Source organism: Bradyrhizobium sp. STM 3562, assembly GCF_045571435.1.
In the GTDB taxonomy this organism is placed as follows: domain Bacteria; phylum Pseudomonadota; class Alphaproteobacteria; order Rhizobiales; family Xanthobacteraceae; genus Bradyrhizobium.
In genome coordinates this window covers 3,146,226-3,170,599 of sequence record NZ_CP120694.1, presented here as the reverse complement: position 1 = coordinate 3,170,599, position 24,374 = coordinate 3,146,226, and the positions used below count along the sequence as shown (strand labels likewise).

24 protein-coding genes, 1 tRNA gene and 3 pseudogenes are annotated in these 24,374 nt (G+C 62.9%); 16 read left to right on the top strand and 12 right to left on the bottom strand.

Translation table 11 applies throughout. From position 1 onward, the window contains the following. Positions 1–10: 10 nt before the first annotated feature. A complete protein-coding gene (locus tag P6U23_RS14555) occupies positions 11–511 on the bottom strand; it encodes a TM0106 family RecB-like putative nuclease (protein WP_407180418.1) in 501 nt (166 codons plus the stop codon). Between the two features lie 156 nt (positions 512–667). Between P6U23_RS14555 and P6U23_RS14550 the strand changes: the two are divergent. Then, positions 668–1,669 (top strand): annotated as a pseudogene (locus P6U23_RS14550) (IS256 family transposase); the annotation flags it as partial. A 308-nt stretch (positions 1,670–1,977) separates the two neighbouring features. Here P6U23_RS14550 and P6U23_RS14545 read toward each other — a convergent pair. Further along, positions 1,978–3,195 carry an IS110 family transposase gene (locus P6U23_RS14545; protein ID WP_407181459.1) on the bottom strand — a complete coding sequence of 406 codons (1,218 nt, stop codon included), beginning with the start codon at positions 3,193–3,195 and terminating at the stop codon, positions 1,978–1,980. A gap of 263 nt (positions 3,196–3,458) precedes the next feature. On the opposite strand from P6U23_RS14545, the pseudogene P6U23_RS14540 reads away from it, so the two are divergent. Further along, positions 3,459–3,674, top strand: a pseudogene (locus P6U23_RS14540) (transposase); the annotation flags it as partial. A 42-nt stretch (positions 3,675–3,716) separates the two neighbouring features. Here the strand turns inward: P6U23_RS14540 and P6U23_RS14535 are convergent. Both P6U23_RS14535 and P6U23_RS14530 read right to left on the bottom strand, forming a co-directional pair. Then, positions 3,717–4,577 carry a PD-(D/E)XK nuclease family protein gene (locus P6U23_RS14535; protein WP_407180417.1) on the bottom strand — a complete coding sequence of 287 codons (861 nt, stop codon included), beginning with the start codon at positions 4,575–4,577 and terminating at the stop codon, positions 3,717–3,719. Between the two features lie 33 nt (positions 4,578–4,610). After that, positions 4,611–4,808 (bottom strand): hypothetical protein, encoded by a 198-nt coding sequence (locus P6U23_RS14530; protein WP_407180416.1) that lies wholly within the window; start codon positions 4,806–4,808, stop codon positions 4,611–4,613. A gap of 226 nt (positions 4,809–5,034) precedes the next feature. On the opposite strand from P6U23_RS14530, the gene P6U23_RS14525 reads away from it, so the two are divergent. The 3 genes from P6U23_RS14525 (at position 5,035) to P6U23_RS14515 (ending at position 6,513) form a co-directional block, all read left to right on the top strand. Continuing rightward, entirely contained in the window at positions 5,035–5,580 is a 546-nt protein-coding gene (locus P6U23_RS14525; protein WP_407180415.1) for a hypothetical protein, read from the top strand. Positions 5,581–6,108: 528 nt separating this feature from the next. Beyond that, positions 6,109–6,318 carry a hypothetical protein gene (locus tag P6U23_RS14520; RefSeq protein ID WP_407180414.1) on the top strand — a complete coding sequence of 70 codons (210 nt, stop codon included), beginning with the start codon at positions 6,109–6,111 and terminating at the stop codon, positions 6,316–6,318. Next, a complete protein-coding gene (locus P6U23_RS14515) occupies positions 6,319–6,513 on the top strand; it encodes a hypothetical protein (protein ID WP_407180413.1) in 195 nt (64 codons plus the stop codon). It begins immediately after the preceding gene. Between the two features lie 51 nt (positions 6,514–6,564). On the opposite strand, the gene P6U23_RS14510 is transcribed toward P6U23_RS14515, so the two are convergent. Together P6U23_RS14510 and P6U23_RS14505 are read right to left on the bottom strand one after the other, a co-directional pair. After that, positions 6,565–6,909 carry a hypothetical protein gene (locus P6U23_RS14510; protein WP_407180412.1) on the bottom strand — a complete coding sequence of 115 codons (345 nt, stop codon included), beginning with the start codon at positions 6,907–6,909 and terminating at the stop codon, positions 6,565–6,567. Continuing rightward, positions 6,909–8,001 (bottom strand): annotated as a pseudogene (locus P6U23_RS14505) (IS5 family transposase). Before P6U23_RS14505 ends, P6U23_RS14510 begins: the two are co-directional and overlap by 1 nt. A gap of 28 nt (positions 8,002–8,029) precedes the next feature. Between P6U23_RS14505 and P6U23_RS14500 the strand changes: the two are divergent. From P6U23_RS14500 to P6U23_RS14475, 6 genes are all read left to right on the top strand, one after another. Further along, positions 8,030–8,827, top strand: coding sequence for a metallophosphoesterase (locus P6U23_RS14500; RefSeq protein ID WP_407180411.1), 798 nt, complete (start codon positions 8,030–8,032; stop codon positions 8,825–8,827). A 14-nt stretch (positions 8,828–8,841) separates the two neighbouring features. Continuing rightward, the gene (locus P6U23_RS14495) at positions 8,842–9,576 is read left to right on the top strand and encodes a DNA-directed RNA polymerase subunit omega (protein WP_407180410.1); all 735 of its coding nucleotides are present in this window, start codon (positions 8,842–8,844) and stop codon (positions 9,574–9,576) included. Next, the gene (locus tag P6U23_RS14490) at positions 9,504–10,949 is read left to right on the top strand and encodes a helix-turn-helix domain-containing protein (protein WP_407180409.1); all 1,446 of its coding nucleotides are present in this window, start codon (positions 9,504–9,506) and stop codon (positions 10,947–10,949) included. The genes P6U23_RS14495 and P6U23_RS14490 overlap by 73 nt, the downstream gene beginning before the upstream one ends. 22 nt (positions 10,950–10,971) lie before the next feature. Next, on the top strand, positions 10,972–11,847 hold the full coding sequence (locus P6U23_RS14485; protein WP_407180408.1) for a glyoxalase superfamily protein: 876 nt from the start codon (positions 10,972–10,974) through the stop codon (positions 11,845–11,847). 344 nt (positions 11,848–12,191) lie between these two features. Next, a complete protein-coding gene (locus P6U23_RS14480) occupies positions 12,192–12,674 on the top strand; it encodes a hypothetical protein (RefSeq protein WP_407180407.1) in 483 nt (160 codons plus the stop codon). 11 nt (positions 12,675–12,685) lie between these two features. Further along, the gene (locus tag P6U23_RS14475; RefSeq protein WP_407180406.1) at positions 12,686–13,087 is read left to right on the top strand and encodes a hypothetical protein; all 402 of its coding nucleotides are present in this window, start codon (positions 12,686–12,688) and stop codon (positions 13,085–13,087) included. Positions 13,088–13,664: 577 nt separating this feature from the next. Here P6U23_RS14475 and P6U23_RS14470 read toward each other — a convergent pair. Then, positions 13,665–14,360 carry a DUF6538 domain-containing protein gene (locus P6U23_RS14470; RefSeq protein ID WP_407181458.1) on the bottom strand — a complete coding sequence of 232 codons (696 nt, stop codon included), beginning with the start codon at positions 14,358–14,360 and terminating at the stop codon, positions 13,665–13,667. A 441-nt stretch (positions 14,361–14,801) separates the two neighbouring features. Here P6U23_RS14470 and P6U23_RS14465 point away from each other — a divergent pair, with 441 nt between their 5' ends. The 3 genes from P6U23_RS14465 to P6U23_RS14455 all read left to right on the top strand — a co-directional run bounded on the left by P6U23_RS14465 (position 14,802) and on the right by P6U23_RS14455 (position 16,387). Continuing rightward, positions 14,802–15,119 carry a hypothetical protein gene (locus P6U23_RS14465; protein ID WP_407180405.1) on the top strand — a complete coding sequence of 106 codons (318 nt, stop codon included), beginning with the start codon at positions 14,802–14,804 and terminating at the stop codon, positions 15,117–15,119. Further along, positions 15,043–16,212, top strand: a complete 1,170-nt coding sequence (locus tag P6U23_RS14460; protein WP_407180404.1) for a tyrosine-type recombinase/integrase — start codon at positions 15,043–15,045, stop codon at positions 16,210–16,212. Before P6U23_RS14465 ends, P6U23_RS14460 begins: the two co-directional genes overlap by 77 nt. 88 nt (positions 16,213–16,300) lie before the next feature. Next, positions 16,301–16,387: transfer RNA gene (locus P6U23_RS14455), tRNA-Leu, on the top strand. A 32-nt stretch (positions 16,388–16,419) separates the two neighbouring features. On the opposite strand, the gene P6U23_RS14450 is transcribed toward P6U23_RS14455, so the two are convergent. Beyond that, on the bottom strand, positions 16,420–17,421 hold the full coding sequence (locus P6U23_RS14450; RefSeq protein WP_407180403.1) for a phosphatase PAP2 family protein: 1,002 nt from the start codon (positions 17,419–17,421) through the stop codon (positions 16,420–16,422). 323 nt (positions 17,422–17,744) lie between these two features. On the opposite strand from P6U23_RS14450, the gene P6U23_RS14445 reads away from it, so the two are divergent. Next, the gene (locus tag P6U23_RS14445) at positions 17,745–19,472 is read left to right on the top strand and encodes a phospholipase C (protein WP_407180402.1); all 1,728 of its coding nucleotides are present in this window, start codon (positions 17,745–17,747) and stop codon (positions 19,470–19,472) included. 188 nt (positions 19,473–19,660) lie between these two features. Continuing rightward, positions 19,661–21,067 carry a cytochrome-c peroxidase gene (locus tag P6U23_RS14440; protein ID WP_407180401.1) on the top strand — a complete coding sequence of 469 codons (1,407 nt, stop codon included), beginning with the start codon at positions 19,661–19,663 and terminating at the stop codon, positions 21,065–21,067. Positions 21,068–21,462: 395 nt separating this feature from the next. Here P6U23_RS14440 and P6U23_RS14435 read toward each other — a convergent pair whose 3' ends face one another. From P6U23_RS14435 to P6U23_RS14420, 4 genes are all read right to left on the bottom strand, one after another. Next, a complete protein-coding gene (locus P6U23_RS14435; protein WP_407180400.1) occupies positions 21,463–22,116 on the bottom strand; it encodes a glutathione S-transferase family protein in 654 nt (217 codons plus the stop codon). 32 nt (positions 22,117–22,148) lie between these two features. Continuing rightward, positions 22,149–22,628: an SRPBCC family protein gene (locus P6U23_RS14430; protein WP_407180399.1), complete on the bottom strand. Its 480-nt coding sequence runs from the start codon at positions 22,626–22,628 to the stop codon at positions 22,149–22,151. Further along, positions 22,625–22,948, bottom strand: coding sequence for an ArsR/SmtB family transcription factor (locus P6U23_RS14425; protein ID WP_407180398.1), 324 nt, complete (start codon positions 22,946–22,948; stop codon positions 22,625–22,627). The genes P6U23_RS14430 and P6U23_RS14425 overlap by 4 nt, the downstream gene beginning before the upstream one ends. A gap of 147 nt (positions 22,949–23,095) precedes the next feature. Next, entirely contained in the window at positions 23,096–24,316 is a 1,221-nt protein-coding gene (locus P6U23_RS14420; protein ID WP_407180397.1) for a metallophosphoesterase family protein, read from the bottom strand. Between the last annotated feature and the right edge of the window lie 58 nt (positions 24,317–24,374).

Below are 24,374 nucleotides of genomic sequence, written 5' to 3'. Positions count from 1 at the left end.
CTCGTCGGCATCAGTCCGCAAGTGCTCGGATTCCGTCTAACAGAATTCGGGTGGCTCGACAGTCGTCCTCATTGTAGGCGAGTATGCGTTCCTTGATCATCGGGTCTCGTTCGCGGCACCACCGGTCGAACCATTCGACCGATGCAGCACCGGAAGGATGCGTATCGCGCCAGCCGAATCCGAGATACCGGGCTATAGTCTTAATCGAATGATCGCGAGTGGGCCATTCAGTCGCCTTCAAAACCACATCTCCGTAGAGATCAATCGCTCGGCGTGGGTCGAACAATTGTTCGATGTCCTCGGGCGTGCAGACGTCTGGGTACTTCTCTTGGAGCTTCCGATAGATTGTTCGCTCATACTTGCTGTAGTAATAGATGCCGGCACCTACTCTCCGGAGCGGATCGACTTCGATGTCGAAAAACAACTCAAGCGAGAATGGATCGAGCCTTATTGGTGCGCGCAAATAGGGTTTGGGCAAAGGAGCTTTGAGCATGACGGCACGCGCTTGCAAGGTCGTGTCCCAGGGAGTGGTGTAGCTGGAGCGAAGCCGCTCGCGACGCGCGCCCTCATATAGCGCCGTAGCGAGCGAGCGCCTTTGCGGGTGGTCACCGATGATTCGTCGGTAAGGTTTGGATTGCGACAGCCAACCTGATTCGAGGAACCACCGATGACCGACGACATGATGAACCTGCGCGCGCTCGTGGAGAAGACCCCTGATGCCGATCTGTTGCGCGAGATGATCGGCTTTGCCGCCCACCGGCTGATGGAGCTGGAGGTCGAAGGCCTGACCGGGGCCGCCTATGGCGAGAAGAGCCAGGAGCGGCAGGTCCAGCGCAACGGCTATCGCGATCGGAGCTGGGAGACGCGGGCCGGCACGGTCGAACTGCGCATTCCCAAGCTGCGCAAGGGCTCGTACTTCCCGGGCTTCCTGGAGCCGCGGCGAATGGCCGAGAAGGCGCTCACCGCGGTGGTGCAAGAGGCCTATGTCCAGGGCGTCTCCACCCGCTCGGTCGACGACCTGGTGCAGGCGATGGGTATGAGCGGCATCTCCAAGAGCCAGGTGTCGCGGCTGTGCGGCGAGATCGACGACAAGGTGAAGGCCTTCCTCGCCCGTCCGATCGAGGGCGACTGGCCCTATCTGTGGATCGATGCCACCTATGTGAAGGTCCGCCAGAACGGGCGCATCGTCTCGGTCGCGGTGATCATCGCGGTCGGGGTCAACAGCGACGGCCGGCGCGAGGTGCTCGGCATGGACATCGGCCCCTCCGAGGCCGAGACGTTCTGGACCGCGTTCTTGCGCAAGCTGGCGCGGCGCGGCCTGCGCGGCGTCAAGCTCGTCGTCTCCGACGCCCACGAAGGCATCAAAGCCACGGTCGGCAAGGTGCTCAACGCCACCTGGCAGCGTCGCCGCGTGCACTTCATGCGCAACGCGCTGGCGCATGCCGGCAAGAGCGGACGGCGCGTCGTCTCCGCCTTCATCGCCACCGCCTTCGCCCAGGACGATGCGGAGGCGGCGCGGGCGCAATGGCGACGCATTGCCGACCAGCTCCGCCCTAAACTGCCGAAGCTTGCCGCCTTCCTCGACGAGGCCGAGACCGACGTGCTTGCCTACATGAGCTTCCCGGCTGCGCACCGCGCCAAGCTGCACTCGACGGATGAGATGGACAAGCGATTTTTAATGATCGCCCCGATGACGATTGGGGAAATCGCGTCCATTCTTTTGTTCGGCCGCGGCGGGGCCATTCTTCCGTCCCGGCCACCGATCTCGCAGCCGCCGCGCGCAGGGTCGGTCAAGGCTGGCCGCGTTTGCGGCCACCGCACGGCTTGGCCTTGACCGGCCCGAGCACGGCGGCATGCTGGCGTGGAACGGGACTGCATTCCTGGCTGGCACTTGCCGTCAGCGGCGGTTATGGTTGTCGGGCGCGGGCGACCTCGTGGCGAAGCGTGACGCGTCGGCTGCAAGCGTCGCCGGACTGCCTATTTTGTCCTGCCGAGCTGAGGCGCCCGCGCGCCGGGTTTTGGCCGCCGCGGTTTCCATTGCGACACCATTCGTTCGTAGTTTCGCTCCGCCTGGGCGGCAATCAACATCTCACGGTTGCGCAGCGCCGCGATGTTGTAGGCATAGGCTGGTCCGCGCCGGCTGCCCTTCTGTTGCGGATGTCCAGCTTGAAGTTGCATTGCGCGGGTCTTGTTAGCGACCAGCGCCGGACGCGCCCACAGGTAATCCTCGCCCTTCGTCAACAAATGCCAGCAGAGCACCGTGAGCTTGCGAGCCACGGCCACCGCGGCGACCTGATGGCCACGCCGGGCGCGAATCCGCACGAAAAAAGCATGCAGTGGACCGGGCGCCTTGGCCGCGGCCCAGGCGGCCTCGACCAGCATGGCGCGCGCGTGACTGCGGCCGATCTTGCTGATGCGACCGTGATGGGTGGCTCCCAGTCCCGACTGCCGCACCCGCGGGTTCAGCCCGAAATAGCTCACCAGCTTCTGCGGGCTGTTGAACCGGCTGATGTCGCCGATCGCCGCCACGATACCGGCGGCGACCGCCAGATTGACGCCGGTGATCGTCATCAGTCGGTTGACCGCTGAATCGTCGATGGCGTCCTGCGCGATTTCACGGTCGAGCAGAGCCAGGTCTTCCGCCAGCCGGTCAAGCTCACGGACATGCCGATCGATGGCCGCGCGCTCATCGTGCGGCAGCTGTTGGGCCCCCAACCACGCCCGGCCGCGGGCGTTGAAAAGATCGGCATGCGGGCACTTCGGGATTAGGTGCGCGTGCAGGATCGAATGCGCCTCGTTCTTGAGCCGCGTGCGATGCCGCACGACCTGGTAGCGCCGCGCCACCAGCCGACGCTTGCGTTCGGTCTCCGCGTCAGGCGTCCAGATCTGCGGCAGGTACCCGGCCGCCTGCAGACTGGCGAGCGTGCCGGCATCGATCTTGTCGGTCTTAACGTGAGCCTGGGCGATCGCCTTCACCTGCAGCGGATTGGCGATAATCACCCGTGCCACGAACGGCGCCAGAACCCGCGACACCGCCATGCTGTTGGCAGTCGCTTCGACCACCACCTCATCACTGGCCAGCAGGGTCTTGCCAAATCCCTCCAGCGCAGTCCGCGTCATATCGATGCGGCCCGCATGTCGGAGCCTGCCGTCCTCCCAAAACACCACCTCGCCGAAAGTTCGGTGGACGTCGATGCCAATCACCCGTCGCATTCGCACCTCCTGCCAGACATATGACGGGAGCTGCGGGCGACACGACAACTACGGATTCGCGCTCCCAGCGCAACCGGGCGAGTCGCAGAGGCGGCCAGCTACTAACTCGAGCTCTCGGCTCATCGAATAACATCGGCCTGCCCGCACTTCGTGCTCCCGGTGCCTCTGTCCCGATGGTCGCACCATACGCCACGATGTAGAACACCGCAGCGGGAACGTTGGCACCGAGACATCTCATACCGGTTACCAATCCGCTCGAAAGGGTCAATGGCGAGATCAAGCGCCGAACCGAAGTGGTCGGCATCTTCCCCAATGAAGACGCCATCGTCCGCCTCGTCGGTGCGATCCTGCTCGAGCAGAACGACGAGTGGGCGGTCCAGCGCGGCCGCTACATGACACTGGAAACCATCGCCCCGTTGGGCGATGATCCTGCCGTCAGCTTCCCGGCAATCGCCAGCTGACCGATCCGGCCCATGCCGGCGAACGTGGTGACCCGCACTCAGCTACACCACGCCACGGGACACGATCGCTTGCAATGCGCGGAAGCGATCCGCCCCTACCCCCGCGAACACAGTCTTCTTTCCCCTGATGAACGCATCCGGATTGATCTCCGCCAGAGATGCAATCGTGGGTATCTGATCATTCATCGTATCGCGATCTGATCGCCGAAGAAACGGGATCAACGTCAGATCGTCAGAAGCCGTGAGGCGTTCGAGGCAGAATGAGTACCAGTGACACAGTTTGCAGACGCTGGCATAACCGGGGAGCGGGATGACTTGCCGCGCAAGTATCGATCGCGCTTCGGAGAGGGTGTCTTCGTAGTCAGCCCAAAGATTCTGGTCGGACAGGTTGCTGAAGTCGTAGGTGACCTCGTCTCCGTGAATGTCCAAGACGAAAGCCCGACGTCCCGCCGAAAGATTCATTCGCTCGAGGATGTCCACATAGAGACCGAGCTGGACGGCGTAATGGCGCTTCGTCCTGCCGTCATGATCGTCATCTCCGCCCTCCTTGCCGCGCCCTGATTTGATGTCGCCTGGGATGTAGCCGCCGACCTCCTTGCGTAACAGGTCCGGCCTACCAAGCAGATCACCAGCGCTTATGGATCCTCCGTAGATTAGAGGCTCGCCGTTGCTCATGGCGTCTAGCGTGAGCCGCTCGCGGTCGCTCTCTTTGGCGCCCGAGAGATCGACAAAGGGGATTTCCAACTTGGAGATCGTTTCCTGCTCGAACAAACTGCCCCTCTCCCACAGCAGTCGGATGAAGGGGTTTATCTCGTCTCGCTTTCCGACATCGCCGAATGCATCCAAAGCGACCCGCTGCGGGCATTCGACGAGATTGTACAGAATTGAAGCCGTTACGATCATCGCCTCATTCCGGCAAGAGAGCTACGGGGCCACTCAGGGCCTTCGCCCGGCCCTCCGTCTTGCCAACCATTGCTCGGCGGCCTCTTCCATCACCGCCCAAGCTGCACGATCTTCTTCGAGCGCCGCCTGCTTGATCTCTTTGATGACCCGGGGGGTCATCTTCATAAAAAACACTATCCGATCATCGATCGGATTTTTCTTTCCCCGCTTCAGCTTTTTCTTGTCGACCATTCTGACGCCCGTCAGCCTCTTTGATCGCGAGAACCGTTCCATGCTGCGCGTTTGAAGAGCAAGAAGTAAACGTCAAGTATACGCTGATTTCCCCCGAATTTAGCCCGCTCGGCAGTCTCCTGCTTTCGTGCCAACGTCTCGAAAGTCGCGTCTCCAAAGATACATATACCAAGACATATATAACTATATACATATATCGATCGTTAGAACGTGTCTTGGTGCTGGAATGATGGGCGTCGTGCGGAATTGGAGGGTCGAGCTGATCGAGGCCTATCCCGATCTCTTCCGGCCGCCGGCCGATTTCCCGGGCGCGGCCCAGGGCTCCCCCGAGTGCGATGCCGGCTGGTACGACCTGCTCGACAGGCTCTGCGTCCGGATCCGGGCCGCGGTCCAAGCCGATGGCGGCCCCTTCAAGCTCTCGCAGATCAAGCAAAAGTACGGGACCCTTCGCGTCTATTGGGACGGCGCGCTTTCTCCGGAGGCGGACGCCCAGGTCGAGGAGGTCATCGCGCTGGCGGAAGCCCGCAGTGCGGTCACCTGCGAGATCTGCGGCGAGGAAGGCCGCCTCCGGGACGGCGCCTGGCTGACGACCCGCTGCGCGACCCACGCCGAAGGCCGGCCGGTGGTCGAGGCCCGGAGCGGCTTCGAGAACATGCACATCGTCCGCTACGTGACGGGCGGCAACCGCTTCGTCTCCTGCCGTCGGTACGACCGCGAGAACGATGTTTTCGTCGATGTCGACCCCGCCACCCTCGGCATCGAGGAGGATTGAGATGGCCACGGAGGATTGGGGCCGCGACCTCATGCGGCGCCATCGACGCCTCTTCACGATAAATGCCGACGAGCCCTTCCGCTCGTTCGGCTACCCGTTCTGCGGGCGCGGATGGCTGGAAATCCTGGAACGGCTCTGCGGCCGGATCGAAGACGCATTGCGCGATGGCGAGACGTGCGAATTCGCGCGCATCAAGCAGAAGCTCGGCAACCTCCGTGTCGACTGGGAGGCCGAAGCCTCCGAGGGCACCGAGGACACGATCGGTCATGCCGTGAATCTCGCCGTCGCGCGGTCCGCTTGCACCTGCGAGATCTGCGGCCGCGAAGGCCGCCTGTACAACCACAAGGGTTGGCTCTCAACGCGCTGCGCCGAAGACGGCACCGGCGAGCGCGTCCCGCCCCGCTTCGGAATCGAATTTCGAGCACGTTCACCGGCTCAGGCAGTGGCGCGGCTATTTCGCACGATACGACCGCGCGACCGACACCCTGACCGAGGTGCCGCCGCCCTCCAAGAATCAGGAGGGCCGGGATGGCTGAATTTCGCTGCCGCGCCTGCGGTCAGGAGGGGACTTGGGTCTACGACCCGGAGCGCTACACGTGTCCGGCCTGCGGCTCCATCGACGTGCACTTCGTCGTGTTCAGGCACGAACTGCCCGACGACGACCCGGCCGCAAAGCGGATGGACGAACTCGCAACAGAGGAAGCCAACAAGCGCCCGAAGAAGGAATCGGAGGACTAGATGGCCAGATTTCGCTGCGGCGCCTGCGGCCGCGAGAGCGAGTGCGAGTACGACGGGAAGGATCATCGGTGCCCGCTGTGCGGTTCGCCGGACGTGGTGTTCGCGCTCGGGATCGAAGAGCTGCCGGACGAAGTCCTGGATGCGATCAATTCGGCCGAACCGCTCGACGACCACCGCGACGAGGAGGATCGCTGAGATGCGCCTCTGGGCCTTGTCCGACCTCCACCTAGCAGGCTGTTGAAGAACTCAGCCGCGTTCGCAAACGAAGGCTGAATCGTCGCCATTGTGGATGTAGAAGTGGCCGACGAGCCTGCCCGCAGTGCCGATCATAGCCCATCCGCGACCGCAGGACGGATCATTCTCGTCCTGCCCTTCCCATGAGAACTCGGCGCAGGCCGATCCGTCGCGGGCGCCGTAGCGCACGTCCAGGAAGCCCTTGAGAGCCCCAAAGGCGATTTCGCCATCGGACTTGCCCTGGAAGGTGAGATGCGCCTCTTCGGCAAGATCGAGGAACTCGCTGTCCCAGACGTCCATCTCGACGATGCGCCAGCGGCCGACAAAGGCCTTGGCGAAGCCGGGCACCTTGGCCATCAGCCAGTCTCCGCAATCAGCTTGGGCAGCCGCACCAGATTGTAGGCGGCGGCAGCGAAGGTAAAGGCCCATGCGACGCGATCACGGCCACGGAAGCTGGTCTTCTCTTGCCCGGCGACCGTCTTGATCCAGCCGAATGCCTCCTCGATGCGCTTGCGGATGCGCTGACTGATGGCATAGCCGGCCGTGCCGGGTCGTTCGTCCGTCAATCGCAGAACTACGGCCGCTGGTGTTCTGTGCAACATGCGGCGTCACGTTCATCGAGCGCAGTTCGTTGACGAAGTCTTCTGCATCGTAGGCTTTGTCGGCGCCAAGCGTGATCGCTGTCGGTCGATCGGCACGAGGCTCGATCATGTGCAGCGCGGCCACCCGTTCGGCATGCCCGCCGGCCTGCGTCAGGCAGGCGTCGACCAGCAGGCCGTGGCGGTTCTCCATCAGCCCGTGCCCGATGAAGCACAGCTTCGTCTCCTTGCCTTTGCCCTTGCGGTAGAGCCTGGCGTCCGGATCGGTGGTTGAAGCATGGGTGTCATTCGAGCGTTTCTGGCCATGGAAGTCCGCTTCGGCATTGCGCCCGCCGCCTGGCGCTGGCGGCTCGCCGGAGCTGTCCTTCGGCTTGACGCTCTTCATCGAGGCCCAGGCCTCGATCAGCGTACCGTCGACCGAGAAGTGATCGCTCGACAGAAGCCTCTTCACCTTGGGCTGCGCCAGCACCGCCGCCAGGAACTTGGCCGCGATGTCGCCTTCCAGCAGCCGGTCGCGGTTCTTCGAGAACACCGAATGGTCCCAGGCTGCGTCGTCAACGCCGATTCCGACGAACCAGCGGAACAGCAGGTCGTATTCCAGTCGCTCCATCAGAAGCCGCTCCGAGCGGATCGAATAAAACGCCTGCAACAGCATCGCCCGCAGCAGCTTCTCCGGCGGGATCGACGGCCGCCCAATTGGCGAATAGAGCGCGGCAAACTCTCGCTCCAGCGCCGACAGGCCTTCGTTCACAATCGTCCGGATCGCTCGCAGCGGATGATTACGCCGCACCCGCGCCTCCAGGTCGACGTAGCTGAACAGTTCGCCCGTTCGATTGTCGCCGCCGCGCACGCACCATCTCCGAATCTCATCGGAGCCAATGAATCACGGTCGCCGGTCGGCGGCGAGCGCCTTTTTCAACAGCCTGCTAGAGCTCACCCGCGGCTGGGACCTGCCGGCGCCGGAGGAGCGTCCGGATTTCGACGTCATGATCGTCGCCGGCGACCTGGTCCCAAAGATGGAACGCGGCGTGAAATGGCTGCTGGAGCGTGTGCAAGACCACCCGGTCCTCTACATCCCCGGTAATCATGAATTCTATGGCTGCGACGTCGACCTCACGGTCGAGAAGGCGCGCGCGGCGGCCGCCGGCACCAACGTTCGCGTCATGCAGAACGACCGCTGCGCCATCGAGGGCATCACCTTCATCTGCGCCACGCTGTGGACCGACTTCGACCTGTTCGACGACGCCGACTACGCCATGATGGTCGCCGGCGAGACGATGAACGACTACCGCAAGATCCGGACGCGCAATTACACACACCGGCTGCGGCCGGCGGATACTCTCAAGCGCCACATGGAATCGCGCGATTTCATCGCACGCGAGCTGCGCAAGGACGGCCGCCGCGTCGTGGTGACCCATCACGGGCCGGTACCGGAAGCTGCGGGGCGCGGCTTCGAGCGCGACATCTCCTCGGCCGCCTACACCAGCGACCTGAGCCCGCTGATCCGGGAGTGCGGGCCCGAACTCTGGATCTACGGCCACACCCATGAGACCCGCGATTTCATGGTGGAATCGACGCGCTTCGTCTCGAATCAGAAAGGCTATGGACCTTGGCTGCCGCGCGAGCGCACCTGGGACAACCGAGATTTCAACGCGAACTTCGTCATCGAAATCTGAAACGGGAGCCGACCGTGACCGACGCCGACGATCTGAAACACACCGAGACCCGCCCCGCCCCTCACATGGTTTCGGATGCTTCGCCATGTTCAAGGCCAGCCGTCCCGGACCTCTTCACCTCCGCCAAGACCCCAGCCCCGGTCCCTGCGCGACACCCTGCGCTCAGCGAGGCTCTCATCCAGGCTTCGCTCGATCCGGCGGTCCGGTCGATCCTTCATGTTCCGACGGCGCCTGCTGGGACCGCGCAAGTAGACGTCGACGTCATCATCCTCGGAAAGGACGATGGCCGCTACGCGCTCGACGTCGTCGCCGCGCGCCGCATCAGGGACATCGACGAGGAAGGACTGGTCCAGATCGCGCTGCGCGAGCTCGGGCTGCAGCAACTCGTCGTCACCGCGGAGGACCTGAAGCAGGAGCCCCGCCGGTCGAATTGCCGTCAGGTCTGGGCGTATAGGAACTGGCAGGTCGCCCTCCCGCTGCGGCTGCGCATCCTCAAGGCGCTTGCCGACGACGGCCCGATCGAGCTCGACCGGCTGTTAGAGATGATCCGCAGCGATCGGGATCCGCTGATGGCCATATTCGCGCTGGCCTGCGCCGATCTCCTCGAACTCGATCTGACGTCCGGCCAAATAGGGCCGATGACTATGGTGAGGTCCCGCGTACGCGCCGCAAGGAATTGGGGGCGCTGGCCTATATCATCCACGACAAGCACATTCATCCCAAGATCCGCGATCTGCTCGGCGGCCTGATCGACGCCAACATGAAGGCCACCAGCAACGACCGCTCCCTGCGCAGGGGCGCGGACGCCGACGGCTCGATGCTGTCGATCCAGCAGCTCTCGGCGGCCTTCGGTGTCGAGCGCCCGATCCTGCAGCGGCTCGCCAGGAGCGGGCTCATTCCCGTCGTGCGCGCCAAGGAGGTGCGGTCGCCGGTCCGCATGGCGGTGACGGACGTGCTGCCGCTGCTCGCGCAGATGAAGGACGCCATGAGCGAAACCGAAGCCGCCCGCATGCTCGGGCTTCCGCTCACCGTGCTGCCGAGCCTCCTCGACCGCGGGCTGATCAAACGCCTCGAAGGTCCGGTCTGCGGCCTGATCCCGGGCTATGGCGGCTACACCAAATCCTCCGTCGACAAGCTCATGGCGAAGATCTGGTCGGCCGCCCGCCCCGCCGTCGGCAAGGGCCGCTCGATCGCGGTCGCCGCCCGCTCGATCGGCCCCGGCGAGACGCCATGGGCCGCGATCATCTCCGCCATCGTCGCGGGCGACGTCGAGATCTTCGATAAGAACACCAAGTACCGCAACATCCGTTTCAGCCTCGCCGTCGAAGACGTGGATGCGTTCGTCGTAGGCGTCTCCGAGCACCTGCGCGACGTCCCTTCGGATTTCAAGCTGCCCGAATGGAGCGCCCAGTCGACCGCTGCCGAGATCCTGCACGTCAACGTGGCCTTCCTGTCCCGCCTCGCCCACGCCATGCCCGACCTGCTGTCGCAGCGCGGCCCCCTGTACACGCCCTACTCGACGATCGAGGTCCACGCGCTCGCCGGGATGTACATCTTCGTGTCCGAGATCGCGCACCGCTGCGGGATGCATCCGCGCCGGGTGCCGACGTGGCTGCGTTCCAAGGGCGTCCATCCCGAGATCGCGCTGCAGGAGAACCGCGACTTCGGATACGTGCGTCTCGCGGTCGAGCCGCTGCTGGCCGAGTTCGCCGGCGAGACCGCCGAGATGCAAGCCGCTCTCGACCGCGCCGGCGACAGCGTCCGTACGCGGCTGATCAAGGCGGTCGCAGCGGGCGCCGGCCCGAAGGCGACCGCGGAGGCGATGGGCGTGCCCTATCGCCAGGCCAAGCGCTGGATCGAGGTCTGGCGCGAGACCGGTGCCGTCGCGCCCCGAAAGTTCGGGTACCGCTCGAAGCTCGACGACCACGAAAGCTTCCTCCGGCAGCTCGTCGCCGCGCAGCCGACCATCAAGCTCGCGCACGTCCACGACGCGCTCGGCCAGCGTGGCGTGAAGGCCAGCAAGACCGCGGTCTGGAACGCGCTCGAACGCTTCGGGATCGGACTCGCGGACCGGGACGCGCGGCAGGTCGCCGAGCTCCAGACCCTCCTAACCCAATCCTAGGAACCGAAAAAGGAGTCTCACGATGAAGTTCGACCTGCGGTTCAAGCCGATGAACCCCACACGCAGGGTGACGCGCCCGAACGAGGCATGGGCGGCCGATTTCATGGCGCTGGATTTCCCTGACAGGCCGTCCGTCATGTTGGTCGCCGACGTCGGCACGCGCCGTCCGCTGAGCGCCACCGTGAGCGTCGTCGTCGTCCAAGACATCATCGCCACGCTGGAGCGGCGCGTCAGGCGGTCGGGGCGTCCGGACGAGATCTGGATGGAGGGCAACCTCGCCTACAACTCGCCCCTGGGCGACTTCCACCCGGCGGTTCGGTCTTGGGCTAAGCAGCATCGCATCCGACTGACCCACGACCCGATGCTCCGAACAAGTCGCGTATCGGACCGGCTCTTTCGCGAGCTCACGGCCTTCCTCCATGACAAGCAGTTCCCGACGCTCATCGAGCTCGGTCAGGACATCGAACGGTGGCGCCAGTCCTACACCGTCGCAGCCATTCCCAACGTCAACCAGCAAGAGGAGTACACAATGATCATCATGATGTCCGAACGGCGCATGAAGCAGATGACGAAGCGCCTGCACAAGGTTTTGCGCGGGGTCGGCGTCGAGCTCAAACATTCCGCCTGCCTCGAGCTCGCCGCCCGCCTCTGCGGCTTCAAAGACTGGTACACCTACCTCCGTCGCGATCCCGAGAAGCCGCTCAGCCTCCTCGACGAGGAACTCCCGGACGAGGACTTCGCCGCGCGCGACGCGTTCCAGATGGCCGTGCTGCACGCGGCCGGGCTGGGCGAGGTCGCGCGCGAGTTGCTGGACCGCGCCAATCCGACGGGCTCTTGGGCCAGGCAATCCACGGAGGAGCCGGCCTGGGAAGCGACCGCAGGCAACGACCCGCTCTAGGCCGACACCTGATTGCCTGACCATCAAAACCGATAGGAGCGGTTTCCAATGGCCGACGACGGCGTTGCATCAACTATCCCCCAGCAAGACGCTCGCCGGCCCAAAACGGCTGCCGAACGACAACGTGCTTGTCGGCAGCGCAAGCGGCAACAGTGCCAGATTGCGCCGCCAATCACGCCCAACGTCACCGTCACGTCCGTCACCCCCGTCACGTTGCCCGTCACGTTACCTTTCACCGCCCACGTCACGGAGCCACGTCGCCAAGTGACGGGCGGGCCGGGATGCGCGGCGCGACGTCGCGCCCGGATGTCATCCCAATCGTAAGGGCGAAGGAGGAGTATGAGATGAAGCCGGACAACAAGTTCCCGGGCGCCCGCCAGGCCACGCGACGAAACCAGGCCTGGGCAGTCGACATCGCAATGCTCGACCTGGGCGGCAGCCCGCTTGTCACGCTGGTGATCGACGTCCACACGCGCTGCCCGCTGAGCGCGACCGTGTCACCCACGATCTCCGGAGCGGTCACCGACGGGCTGGACCGGCTCGTCCGGTCGTTCGAACGTCCGGAGGCGATCTGGGTCGACTATGTCCACGACCACGCCTCTTTCCCGTTTATGACCTGGGCCGATCGGCATGGCATCTCGCTCATTTACGGCGTGCTGCCCCGGGCGAAGGATCTCACGCAGGCGGCCTTGCGCGATCTCGGCGCTCACCTCCACGACAAGCATTTCGCGACGCTCATCGAGCTCGGTGATGACATCGAACGCTGGCGCAAGCGCTATGCACCGACACCCCGTGCCTTCCCCGCAGTCACCAACGGCGACCAGTGAAGGAATTCGACATGCCGTCCAAGACCAAAACCAAGTTCATGGCCGTCACCCCGATCCACGCCAACGAAGTCTGGGAAATCGACATTAAACCTCTCCGCTTTGTCGAGCGGCCGTCGGTAATCGCCGTCATCCACGACCTCACGGGCCTTCCTCTGTATGTCACGGAGGCGTCCGTGCGCGATGGCGACCCCGCCGGCTCGCTGGACGAAATCGTTGCGAAATTCGGCTCTCCGAAGACCATCAGGATCGTCGACACCGCCCCGTCGTCGCCGGCGCTTGAGCAATGGGCCGAGCGGCGTGGCATCTCAATCACCTACAATCCGATGCCAATCGGCTCCTGGTCCAAGCAGCCCGCCGAGGAGTTGGTCTGGGAAGCGGTCGCCCGTAACGACCCGCTCCGTCAAAACCACTAGGAGCGGTTTCCAGTGGCTGACGACAGCGCGACATCAACTATCCCCCCGCACGAAACCCGCCGCCCCAAGTCGGGTGCCGAACGACAACGCGCTTATCGGCAGCGCAAGCGGCAACAGCGCCATGCGCTGCCTCCTGCCTCCGCAAGGATCTTCCGCAAGATCGGAATGATGCGGACGGGGTCGCCTTCGGCCATGCGTGAGTTGCTACCATTCCGGTAGTATGGGGACAATCGGCAGTCCGTACTGGGCGTGTCGTACCCGGCGAGACCTTGGAAACACATCGGACGCGGCTGCCGTGTGGGTGACCGGCCTAATGGGAACGGCCACGCGCTGACCGTGTGCTACAGTAAGTGGAACTCTCGGCGACAGGGGCACTCGGGCCATGCTTTATATCAAGACGACTCGGGGATGGCGACCGTTGCACAAACGCCATTATGAGGTTGCTAACTCGTGGCGGGAAAACGGCTGGGACGTCGAGGAACACGTCGCCAAGTTGAATAAATCCGATTACTGGGTCAGCGAAATCAGCTTTGACTACTGGGTCGTAATGGATCGACTTGTCTATAGCGCAACGGTCTTAGCGACCGGGCGTCGCTCGGCTTTCCAACCATCCAGAAGATCCTGGAAGGAGACCGCTCGCTGCAGCGGGCGAGACATCGCCGGGCCAGGCGACACGGACAGGTGCGGGAAGGGAAACTCTGGGATAACTTCCCCCTTGCCAGTTTGGCCAAAGTCGAACTCGCACGCTGCATCGCTGCACCGAGCGCGCGAGCCATCGTCCGGCGGTTCTGATCATCGACGGCGAGCCCGTTAGCAGTAAGGTAGCCGTCCGCCGCTTCCAAACAGGCCTGCTCCATCCGGAATATTTTATCTTCCGGCATCTCGGGGCAGAAAGATCGATTGCCCGCTGAGCCGCAGCGAGTATCTCCTTGCTGGTCTTTCGGGGGCCAAATAGGCGATGCCCAAGCTGGACGTCCCAGTTGGTTTGTTGGCTTGGATTGTCCCTGTACTGCTCTAGCCATTGATCGTGCGCCACGATGGCTAGTTGGTGCGCCTCAAGCTCGCTCAGGGGTTTCGGTCCGGCGCGCAGGTTAGCCCACCGGGTCTCGAGGTCAGCGAGCGCCTTCGCAAAGCGCTGCTTCGCCTCGACTGGATCACGCGTCTGGAGGCTCAGCTTCTCTTCGCGCTTGCCGATGAGCTTGCGCAGGTTCTCCGGTACGGCTTTTCGGAGCTGATAGATTCCGGTTTTCGGGTGCTTCCACGGACGTGACATTGCAAGCGGCATTGTACCACCCTCTTGTACCAAACGGGTAGCGCTAAGCCGTTGAAATTGCTGAAATGCCTTGGATATCAGGCTCTTAGAAGAGCCGTGGTGCCCAGGGGCGGACTCGAACCCCGGACCCCAGGGTACCACAATCAACAGAGGCCGTTCGTGGTCCTGTTGCCCCGGGAGTCTCCGTCAAGAAAATATGATCGCTCTCTCCTGTTCGATTTAGCTGGCGGATATTGGCGTTGAGTGCCTTCCAGTTGTCCGGAGGCAGCCCAACCCTACTCTATTTTCAGTAGAGACCTCATTGCGACCGTGATTGAATGAATCGATCGAAGACTAGGTCGATTGCGAAGCTCATGTCACATATGTCTTTCGTTTTCCGCTCGAAAGGCACTGCGCGCAACCATGACCATTCAGGGCCGTACATAAGGACGCGATGGTTGGATGACCGCTCTTCGACAAGCAGAGATCCGGTACCGGGTCGATCCACGTGACGTGCCGCCCGTGAAGGCGGCACGGCGGCTACACCTCACCCTGGCTCGCTTCAACCAGTTGCTGCCGAGCCTGATCAAACGCGGCTTCCCTGAGCCGGACCCTGACACGGGCATGTTCGACCTTGATGCCATCGACCAGTGGAGGAAGAGCCGGCACCGTTCTACTCAAAATCTTGCGTTGGCAAATCAAAATGCGCAACCATCCCGGCCCGTCCGACGGTTCGGGGAGAAGCTCAATGGTGGTCAGGGTGAAGTTCAAGGGGCTTAAAATCGCGACCGCTCGGAGCAAGTATTACGTTTATCGACGAGAGACCGGCGAACCACTGATCAAGGGTTTCCTTGGATCACGCGCCGAACTGCTGCGGAAGTTGGAAGATCCTGAGTTCATTCAAGTCTACAACCGGCCGCGACTGCTCAAGCGTCGGTCTGGCGATTTCCCGATCGAGACACTAGGCGGCTTCGTCTATTGGTACACCTGCGCTGCGATCGATGACGCCAAAGAAGGCGAAGTCGATGGCTATCCCAAGTGGTGGAAGCTCGCCAGGTCTACTCGTAACGATTATCTCGACGCCTTCGATTATCTGCGGCCCGAGTTCGATATTGTGCTTAAGGATATCACGCAGCCGGCTCTCTATGAAGTGCGCGACACGTGCGCGAACGACAAATGGCCCCGCTTCGCCGACCAGATGATCGCCGCGTTATCCTCGATGTTCCGGCAAGCCGTCAAGCGCGGCAAGATGCCCTTCAACCCGTGTCTAGGCATGGACAAGGCCCATAAGGCCGATCCGAACGCTAACCGCGAGTGGGAACCAGAGGAGTGGCAATTCGCGCGCGAGAACGCTCCGCTCGAGATCAAGATTTGCCTGTTCCTCGCACGCTACGCTGGTCTCCGCGGCCAGACGATCGTTCAGGTCAATCGCAAGCAATTCAAGGCGCATCCGCTTACGGGGCAAGCCGTCCGGTACAAGGCACGCAAGAACGACAAATTCGTGAACCTACCGGTGCTGCCCGAGCTACAGGCCTTCATGGGTGATCTGAAGGTGCAGCGGGCAGACGGGTTGATCGCCGTCCGCGACGACGGCACCGCATGGCCGTCCGAGAAAGAGATGCAGACGCGGGTGAGCCACTGGTTGCGCGGCCAGGAACGCGCCGCCCACATTGGCGCCGGCACCACCCTGCACGGTCTACGCGTGTCCTACGCGGCTTGGTGGAGACGCAACGGCGCCAACACGCGTGAGGTGGCCGATCTGATCGGCGACGAATCTGAACGCATGGGCGCCCACTATACCCGGCACGTTGAGGCGGAGCAGAACATCATCCGGGCATTCAACAGGATCAAGGACCGTCCGGACAAGGCGTGAACAGATTTGAATCCAAAATGGAAAACGCAAGGGTTTGGTTGGAAAACATTTGCGGGAAAAACGCGAAAAAGCTATGCAAATCAACATCGCGGACGTGGCGGAATTGGTAGACGCAAGGGACTTAAAATCCCTCGATGGCAACGTCGTGCGGGTTCGAGTCCCGCCGCCCGCACCAGCACGGACGAGCGGAGAGTCGCTCGGGGCGCCCTAAAGTGCGCTCTCGCGCTTCCGGCCCGCGATCAGCGCCACGTTCCCACTCCCCAACGGGGCGACGATCTCCCTCCTCTGCGCGGCAGCAGCCCAGCGTGTTCCCAGCGATTTTGCCGCGGCAATTCCGAGCGCCGCGAGAGCAGATCCTGCGATCACGTCGACGAAGTAGTGGCCTCCCACCAGAGGGGTCGCGAGCAACATGCCGGCATTCGTGATCAAGGCGAGCGGGCGAATCCACCATACGCCCCAACATGCCCAAACGGCGAGGATCGCCGCGGCGGCATGAAAGCTCGGAAAGGTGATGATGCCTCCGAGTTGCGAGACATTGAGAAGGCGCAGAGAGCCGTCTCGCACGAGCGGCAGCCGATCGAGCTGTACCAGGTAGCCCGTCGCCCTGAAATTTTGGGTTTCCGCGGGCACGGCGTATTCCTGATAGGTGCCGATGGCCGGAAACAGTGCCGAGATGAGCGCGGTGACACACACCGTCAGGATGCATGCCATCGTGAATTGATGCAGACGAACGTGGTTCTTGGTCAGGCCCAGCAGCAACGGCACGCCTAGCCCCAGCCACCCAATCATCGCATAGAAGAAGACCGCGTAGGGCAGCAGCGCCGGCCGGTCCATGATGAAGCGATGATAGGCCACCCAGTCCAGCCCCAGCAGTTGATCGAGGTGAGCGAGGCCTCCGTCCTGCAAGGGCAGATCCGCGGATGCCGTGATGTAGGAGAGCGGCGTTCCAAAAAGGAACAGCATATCGAGTTGGGCGAGCGACAGGAGAACAAGCGCCGGCCTTGATCCCCAGCGATGCGAGCTCAAATAGCAGCCCACAAGCGTGAACACCGCGGCCATCGCAATGGTCTTCAACAACCCGCTTTCGATCTCGACGGAGAAGCCGGATACGGCGATGCCGACGCCTAGCAGCAGCGCCATGATGCTCAGAACGATCCAGTTCAGCGTGTAAAGTTGCCAGCCCTCATTCGGCTCGCCGTGGATAAACATGCCGCGCCATCTTCTGCCACTTCCCTTGCAAATCTACGGCGACGCGCTCTAAGGTTGAGTTAATGGTGGTTGTGTAATTCGTGACATTCTCCCGAAGGTGTGGCCTGAGAGCTCCAGAAGCGGAACAACTGTTGATCCACGGCTCCCTCTCCTGCGCGCTTCGGTCGCGCCTCAAACGTAATTTTTTTCACGGAAGCGATAAGAATCTGACTTTCATCGGTCATTTGTGTGTCACCCGCAAAACCTAGAAGGCTGCGGCCCCACAAAGGCCGCTTCCGTCTTTCGCGCGGAGGCGTTTGGTCTCGCCACACCAAGAGAAACCCATGCCACACAGCTTCAAGAGGGCCGCTTCGTTTAGGAGAGCCGCCTCGACCCTTTGCCTGTCGATGATGTTAGCCGCGAACGGCCCACTCTCGGCCCTCGCCGCACCGCGCGAGGACGCGCTCCGCACCGCCACTCCGATCAAGCACCTCGTCATTATCTTCGGGGAGAATCAATCCTTCGACCATTATTTTGGTACGTATCCGCACGCGACCAACCCGCCCGGCGAACCGGCTTTCACTGCGAAGCGGGATACGCCTGCGGTCAACGGCTTCACGGCAGAGCTCCTCAACAACAACCCAAATCTCAACCCGGCCAACGGCACCGGCGCGACCAACCCGTTCCGGCTCGATCGCTCGCAGGCCCACACCTCCAGCCAGAATCACGCTTACGGTCCCGAGCAAGCCGCCTTCGACGACGGCAAGATGGACCTCTTCCCCCTGAACACCGGCGCGGCCGGCACCGGCGGCACCGGCGTGTTCAACACCAAGGGCCTGGTGATGGGTTATTACGACGGCAACACCGTCACCGCGCTGTGGAATTACGCCCAGCATTTCGCGATGAGCGACAATTCCTACAGCTCGACCTTCGGCCCGTCCACGCCGGGCGCGGTCAACCTGATCTCCGGCCAGACCAACGGCGCAGTGGGTCATGCTCCCAGCAATGGCTCCAGCACCAATACGATCAACAACATCGTCGCCGACGGCCAGGGCGGCTTCACGATGTACGGCGACAGCGATCCTTTCGGCGATGTGTGCTCGTCGACCACGAGTGCGACGACCGAGATGACCGGCAAGAACATCGGCGACCTCCTGAACGCCCGCAACATTTCCTGGGGCTGGTTCGAAGGCGGCTTCGATCTCACCGCCACCAATCCCAACGGCACGACCGGCTGCAATCGCAGCTCGACGTCCGCGGTGGTCGGAAGCAATGTGAAGGACTACGTCCCGCATCACCAGCCGTTCCAGTATTATGCGTCGACGCGCAATCTCAGCCACACGCGTCCGACCTCGGTCGCCGCGATCGGCACCTCCTTCGACGGCGGCGCCAATCACCAATACGATACTAACGACTTCATTGCCGCGGTTCAGGCGGGCAATCTCCCGGCGGTCAGCTTTCTCAAAGCGCCGGCGATCCAGGACGCCCATCCGAGCAACTCGGACCCGCTCGACGAGCAGGTTTTCGTCGTCAACATGATCAACATGTTGCAGAAGAGCCCTGAGTGGAAGAGCACTGCGGTCATCATCGCCTATGACGATTCCGACGGCTGGTACGACCATGCCCACATGGTCATCAATCCGTCGCACAGCGCGCAAGACGATTTCACCGCCGCGCAAAACTGCACGCCGCTGCCAGGGACCCACGGCGCGCTCTCCACGCCGCTGCCCGGCCTCGACGGAAAGCCGGTCCAGGGCCGCTGCGGCTATGGTCCGCGTCAGCCGCTTCTGGTCATCTCACCCTTCGCCAAGCGCAACTTCGTCGATCACACCTTGACCGACCAGTCGTCGATCCTGGCCTTCATCGAGGACAACTGGCTGAACGGCGAGCGCATCGGCCAGGGCTCGTTCGACGCGATCGCGGGCAAGATCGACAGCATGTTCGACTTTGATCACAGGTCAGATCGGAAACTGTTGCTCGACCCCACCCTCGGCACGCTGGTCAACTCCGATCACGACCACGACCACGATCACGATCGCGCCGATCGTGACCACGATGGGTCGCGCATTTAGGCGCCAGAGCGCGATGCGAATCGTCATCGCGCTCTGAATTTTGGTTTGAGCACGATCTCTGCGGAAAACCGCTGCACACTTTGCGCCGATGCAGCCCTGCGGAGGATGCCTAAACCGGATGGGGCGGACGGACTGGTTGCGCCCGCCCCATCACAATTCCACGCTCCTCGATCTCCAGGGATTGATTGGTGACACGCTTGTTAAAACTGCAGCCGATCGCATCCCAGGCCTGGCCCGCGTCCATCCTGCTGTCAGCTCTGCTTGTCATAAGCCTCGCCAGCGCCGATCCCATCCCGCAGACGAGTCCGCCCCAAAGCAGCTCTGGTGCGGCGACAACCGAGCTTTCGGCGGTCGCTCAGCTCGGGCGCAAGATGTTCTTCGACCCGTCGCTATCGAGCTCCGGCCAACTCTCCTGCGCCTCATGCCACAGCCCCAGCGCCGCCTACGGCCCGCCAAACGACCTCGCGGTTCAACTGGGCGGCCCCGATCTAAAGCGGCCGGGCATTCGGGCGGTGCCCTCGTTGCGCTATCTCGAGCACACGCCCAACTTTTCGATCGGCCCGAACCAGGAGATGGCGGATAACGATCCGGTCCCGCTCGACACCAGCGCGGCCGCGCTGCCGGCGCCGGCCGGCGACGTCAAGGTCGCCTCGGTCGCCAAGGCGACAGCCGATGCCGCGGCGCGTGGGGCGGCCGAGGCGAACGTGCCGCAAGGAGGACTGGATCGGGATGGCCGCGCCGACACATTTCAGGCGCAGGCGCTCGGCCCCCTGCTCGATCCGAACGAGATGGACAATCGCAGCGCCACGGAGGTGCTCGAGCGTCTGCAGCGCGCGGCCTATGCCGACGATATCAAGAAGCTGTTCGGCGCAAACATCTTCAGCCAGCCGGGGCTTGCCCTGGATGAGGCGATGTTTGCCTTGGCGCGCTTCCAGGCGGAAGAGCCGAGCTTTCACCCCTATGATAGCAAATACGACGCTTATCTCGCAGGTCGGGCTGAGCTGAGCCCGGCGGAGCAGCGGGGTTTGAGGCTGTTCGAGGATCCGCTGAAAGGCAACTGCGCATCCTGCCATATCGACCGGCCGTCGCGTGACGGCATCTTCCGGCCGGCGTTCACGGACTACCAGTTCGAGGCACTCGGCGTGCCGCGCAATCGCGAGCTGCCGGCCAACCGCGACGCCGACTTCCACGACCTTGGCCTGTGCGGCCCGATGCGCAAGGATTACGCCAGCGCCCCCTCCTATTGCGGCCTGTTCAAGACGCCGACGCTTCGCAATGTGGCGACCCGGAAAGTGTTCTTCCACAATGGCGTCTTCCACTCGCTCGACCAGGTGCTGCACTTCTATGTCGAGCGCGAAACCAAGCCGGAAAAATGGTATCCGAAACTGCCGAACGGGGAGATCGACCGCTATGACGACTTGCCCGCGCCGTACCGCGGCAATGTCGATGTGATCGACGCGCCTTACGACCGCAAACAAGGCGAGGCACCCGCGCTCAACGATTCGGAAATTGCCGACGTGATCGCGTTCCTCGGCACGCTGACCGATGGCTATCGATCGGATAGCGCGTCAGCCGGCGCGGCGCCTCAACATTGAAACGGCTGATCTTGCTGTGTGCAGGTACCGCGCCCTAAGAGCAGTCGTCGAGCTGAGCGAACCGGAGGGCGCGCGCTCCGCCGTCATTGCGAGCCAACGGGTCCGCGCGAAGCGCGGCCCGATGACAGGCTCTGCGAAGCAATCCAGACTTTCTCCGCAGGTACACTGGATTGCTTCGTCGCTTTCGCTCCTCGCAATGACGGGGCTGGTTGAAGCCACTCGTCCGGCTCTGCAACTTGATCGGCGGACGCTCTGGTCTTACGGCGTCATAACCCGGCTTTCTCTCCTTCATCCTGAAGAGCTTGCGAAGCAAGCATCTCGAAGGATGTGGCGCCGGAAATCCTCATGGCACGAGACGGCGCTCACGCGCCTCCGCGCCATGAGGGCCTAACGTATCACGCCGCCTGCGCGACGCGCGCGGTGAGGCGTTCCCAGGTCGTTGCCTGCATGCTCGGTCGCCCTTCCATGCGATCGAGCCACGCCACGAGATTTGGATGTGGCGTACCAAGCGCCGGCCATTCCGGTGTTTGTCGGAAGAACGCCATCGCCGGAGCGATCATGAGATCGGCCAGCGAGAGCGCATCACCCGCAAAGTAGGGTTGCTGGCCAAGCAATCGTGCAAGCTCGGCAAACACCACGTGCGCCTTCGGCATCGCCGCCTTGATTGCCTCCTCGTCCGGCGTCGTGCCCATCACGCGCGGGCCGACCACGCGATGGAAAATGATCACGTTGCCGACGTCTTGAAACAGGTACCAGTCGTTGATGTTCATCACCTGGTCCATGCGCGCTGCCCGCTTCGGATCATCAGGTGTGAGCGGCGGGCTCGGCAATACGCGGTCGAGATAGCGCAGGATGGCCTGGGTTTCATACAGACGAAAACCGTCATGCTCGAAGACTGGAATGCGACCGAACGGATGCAACGCCAGATGTTCGGGTGACTTTGGCACGAGCCGGGCCAGGACGAACGGCGCGCGCTTCTCTTCGAGGGTCGCCATGACCGCGCGTCCGAACGGGCTTCCCGGATGAGAATGCACCGTGAATTCCGCCATGATGGTCTCCTCCTCTTATGTTGACAATCTTCTTAGCTTTGCTGCTTCTCGGCCTCGCGCACGAACTTCTCCAACAGACCCGGCCAACCGCGGTCGACATCGTTGCGCATCGAAGCGCCTGCTTCCGCGCCCATGGTCTCGAACTTATGATGCACGAGTTCGACGGTCGTTGCCTGCGGCCCAATGGCGGTGAAGCGCACATCGACCTCCGATTTCATGGCCAGATCCGGCTTCCACTGCGCGTTGATCTGCCAGATCAGCACGAGACGGTGCGGTGGCTCCCATAGCGTGATGGTGGCAACCGTCGTCTCGGTGCCATCTTGCGAAATCTCCAGCCAGCGGCCGCCGAGCCGCGGCTCCATCATGACTTTCGCGATCGGCTGCTTGCCGACGCCGTGATCATGCGGCCACCAGCGCGTCAGTCCGCTGGTGAAGACCTCGAAGGCGTGCTCGATCGGCGCCTTGATGTGAACCGTCTTGCGCACGGGGGCGATGGCAACGCGCTCGCTCATCTCTGCCTCTTTTTCGCCTGGTAGGAATTTTCCGCTTCCAGCTTGAACGCATCCAATGCATCGCCCCAGAAACTGTCGAGCCAGGCGCGCAGTTCGGCGAGCCCTTCCCGTCGCACCGAATAGATTCGCCGTACGCCCTCGCTGCGCTCTTCGACAAGGCCGGCCCCTTTGAGGACCTTCAGATGCTGCGACACCGCCGGCCGCGACACCGGCATGCCGGCCGCGATCGCATTCACCGCGCGCGGTCCGGCGCGCAGGCGTTCGAACACCTGCCGCCGCGTCGGATCGGCCAGGACGGCCAATGCGCTTCCGTAAGCCATGACTAACCGTAAGTCACGAATTACGGAATGTCAACCGACGGAAGGCTCAGTCGGTAAAGCGGACCCTGCAGGGGCAAAACAAGCACCGCGAGCGGCGTTCTCCACTCGCGGTGATATCTGGATGCGTGTGTAATGCTCCCACGAGTTTCAGCGCCGGCCCCGCCGGCGGGCGGCGGGAGCGTTGAGGCGGCCGGCGCGTGTCACCGTTACCGTGTCACGGACGATGTCCTCAAAGTCTTCGGTGAAGGGCACGCTGAAGGAATCAATGGTCAGGGTTTCCGGGGTTATGGTGACGCGCAAGAACCCGGCGCTCTCCTGATCATAATACTCGAGATCAAGATCGAGGCTTGGATCGCGCTGCGACTTGGTCGTCAGCGGCGCGGCCGGATATTGGCCCTGCGCATCCTTCTGCAGCTTATGGACGAGGCGCTCGGTGTTGGCGTATCCGCCGCGGCCGTCGATCACGTATGGAATTTCCCGCCCCTCGTACCGCCGCGTGAAGCGCTGCATGTTGTGCACATGGCCCGACAGCACCGCATGCGGAATGACGCCGGTGGTCTTCATGGCCTGGTCGAGCGCGACGACGACGTCGAGATAGCCTCCATGCGTCTTGTCCAGCGAATAAGGCGGATGGTGCACGGCGACCACGATGAATCCGTCCTTGGCCTTGGCATCGCTGAGCTGCTGCTCCAGCCAACGCTGCTGCTCGAAGGTTCCGCGCGCATCGAGCGTGCCTTCGACGTTGGAATAGAGCCCGATGATGCTGACCAGCGGCGCATCCAATGTCCAATAGACATAGGGCTGGGTCATGGTCGCGCGATAGGCGCTGATCTGATGCGGCTGGGGCGCGCAGAAGTTCTGGGTAAAGCCATAGAGCGACGGCTCGCCATCAGCCGCATCGCCGGCGCGAACGCGTGTGTCGCCGTCATGGTTTCCCGGAATGGCGAAAATCGGCACGGGATAATATTGATAGGGCTCGTAGAACTGCGCGCCGTAAAGCTCGCTCTGGCCGTTGAAATAGACCACGTCGCCGAGGTGATAAAGAAAGGCCGGCTTGTCCGCCCCCTGCGCCGATTTGACCTGGTTTTCCATGGCCTCGGCAACGGCGACTTGAACGTCGTCACCGTGAACGCCGCCGGAATCGCCGATGACATGGAATACGAGCTTTTGCTTCGCTTGCGCGAGCGCGGCCACCTCCGGCACGATCACGCGAAGCGGGAGCGTGAGGTTCACGTTGTTGGTCATCGGGGGCTTTTCGAAATGCGGATTGTTTTTCGGATCTGAAATCGGCTCGAGCGGCGGGCGCCTTGTCTTTGCGAAGCGATTGGCGCTGGGCATCGGATTAGGCACGAGGTGATGCACGGTCATGCAGGATCTCCTGAACTAGCCGCAGGATGACGCGGCAGCGCAATCTACCCTCGACGTC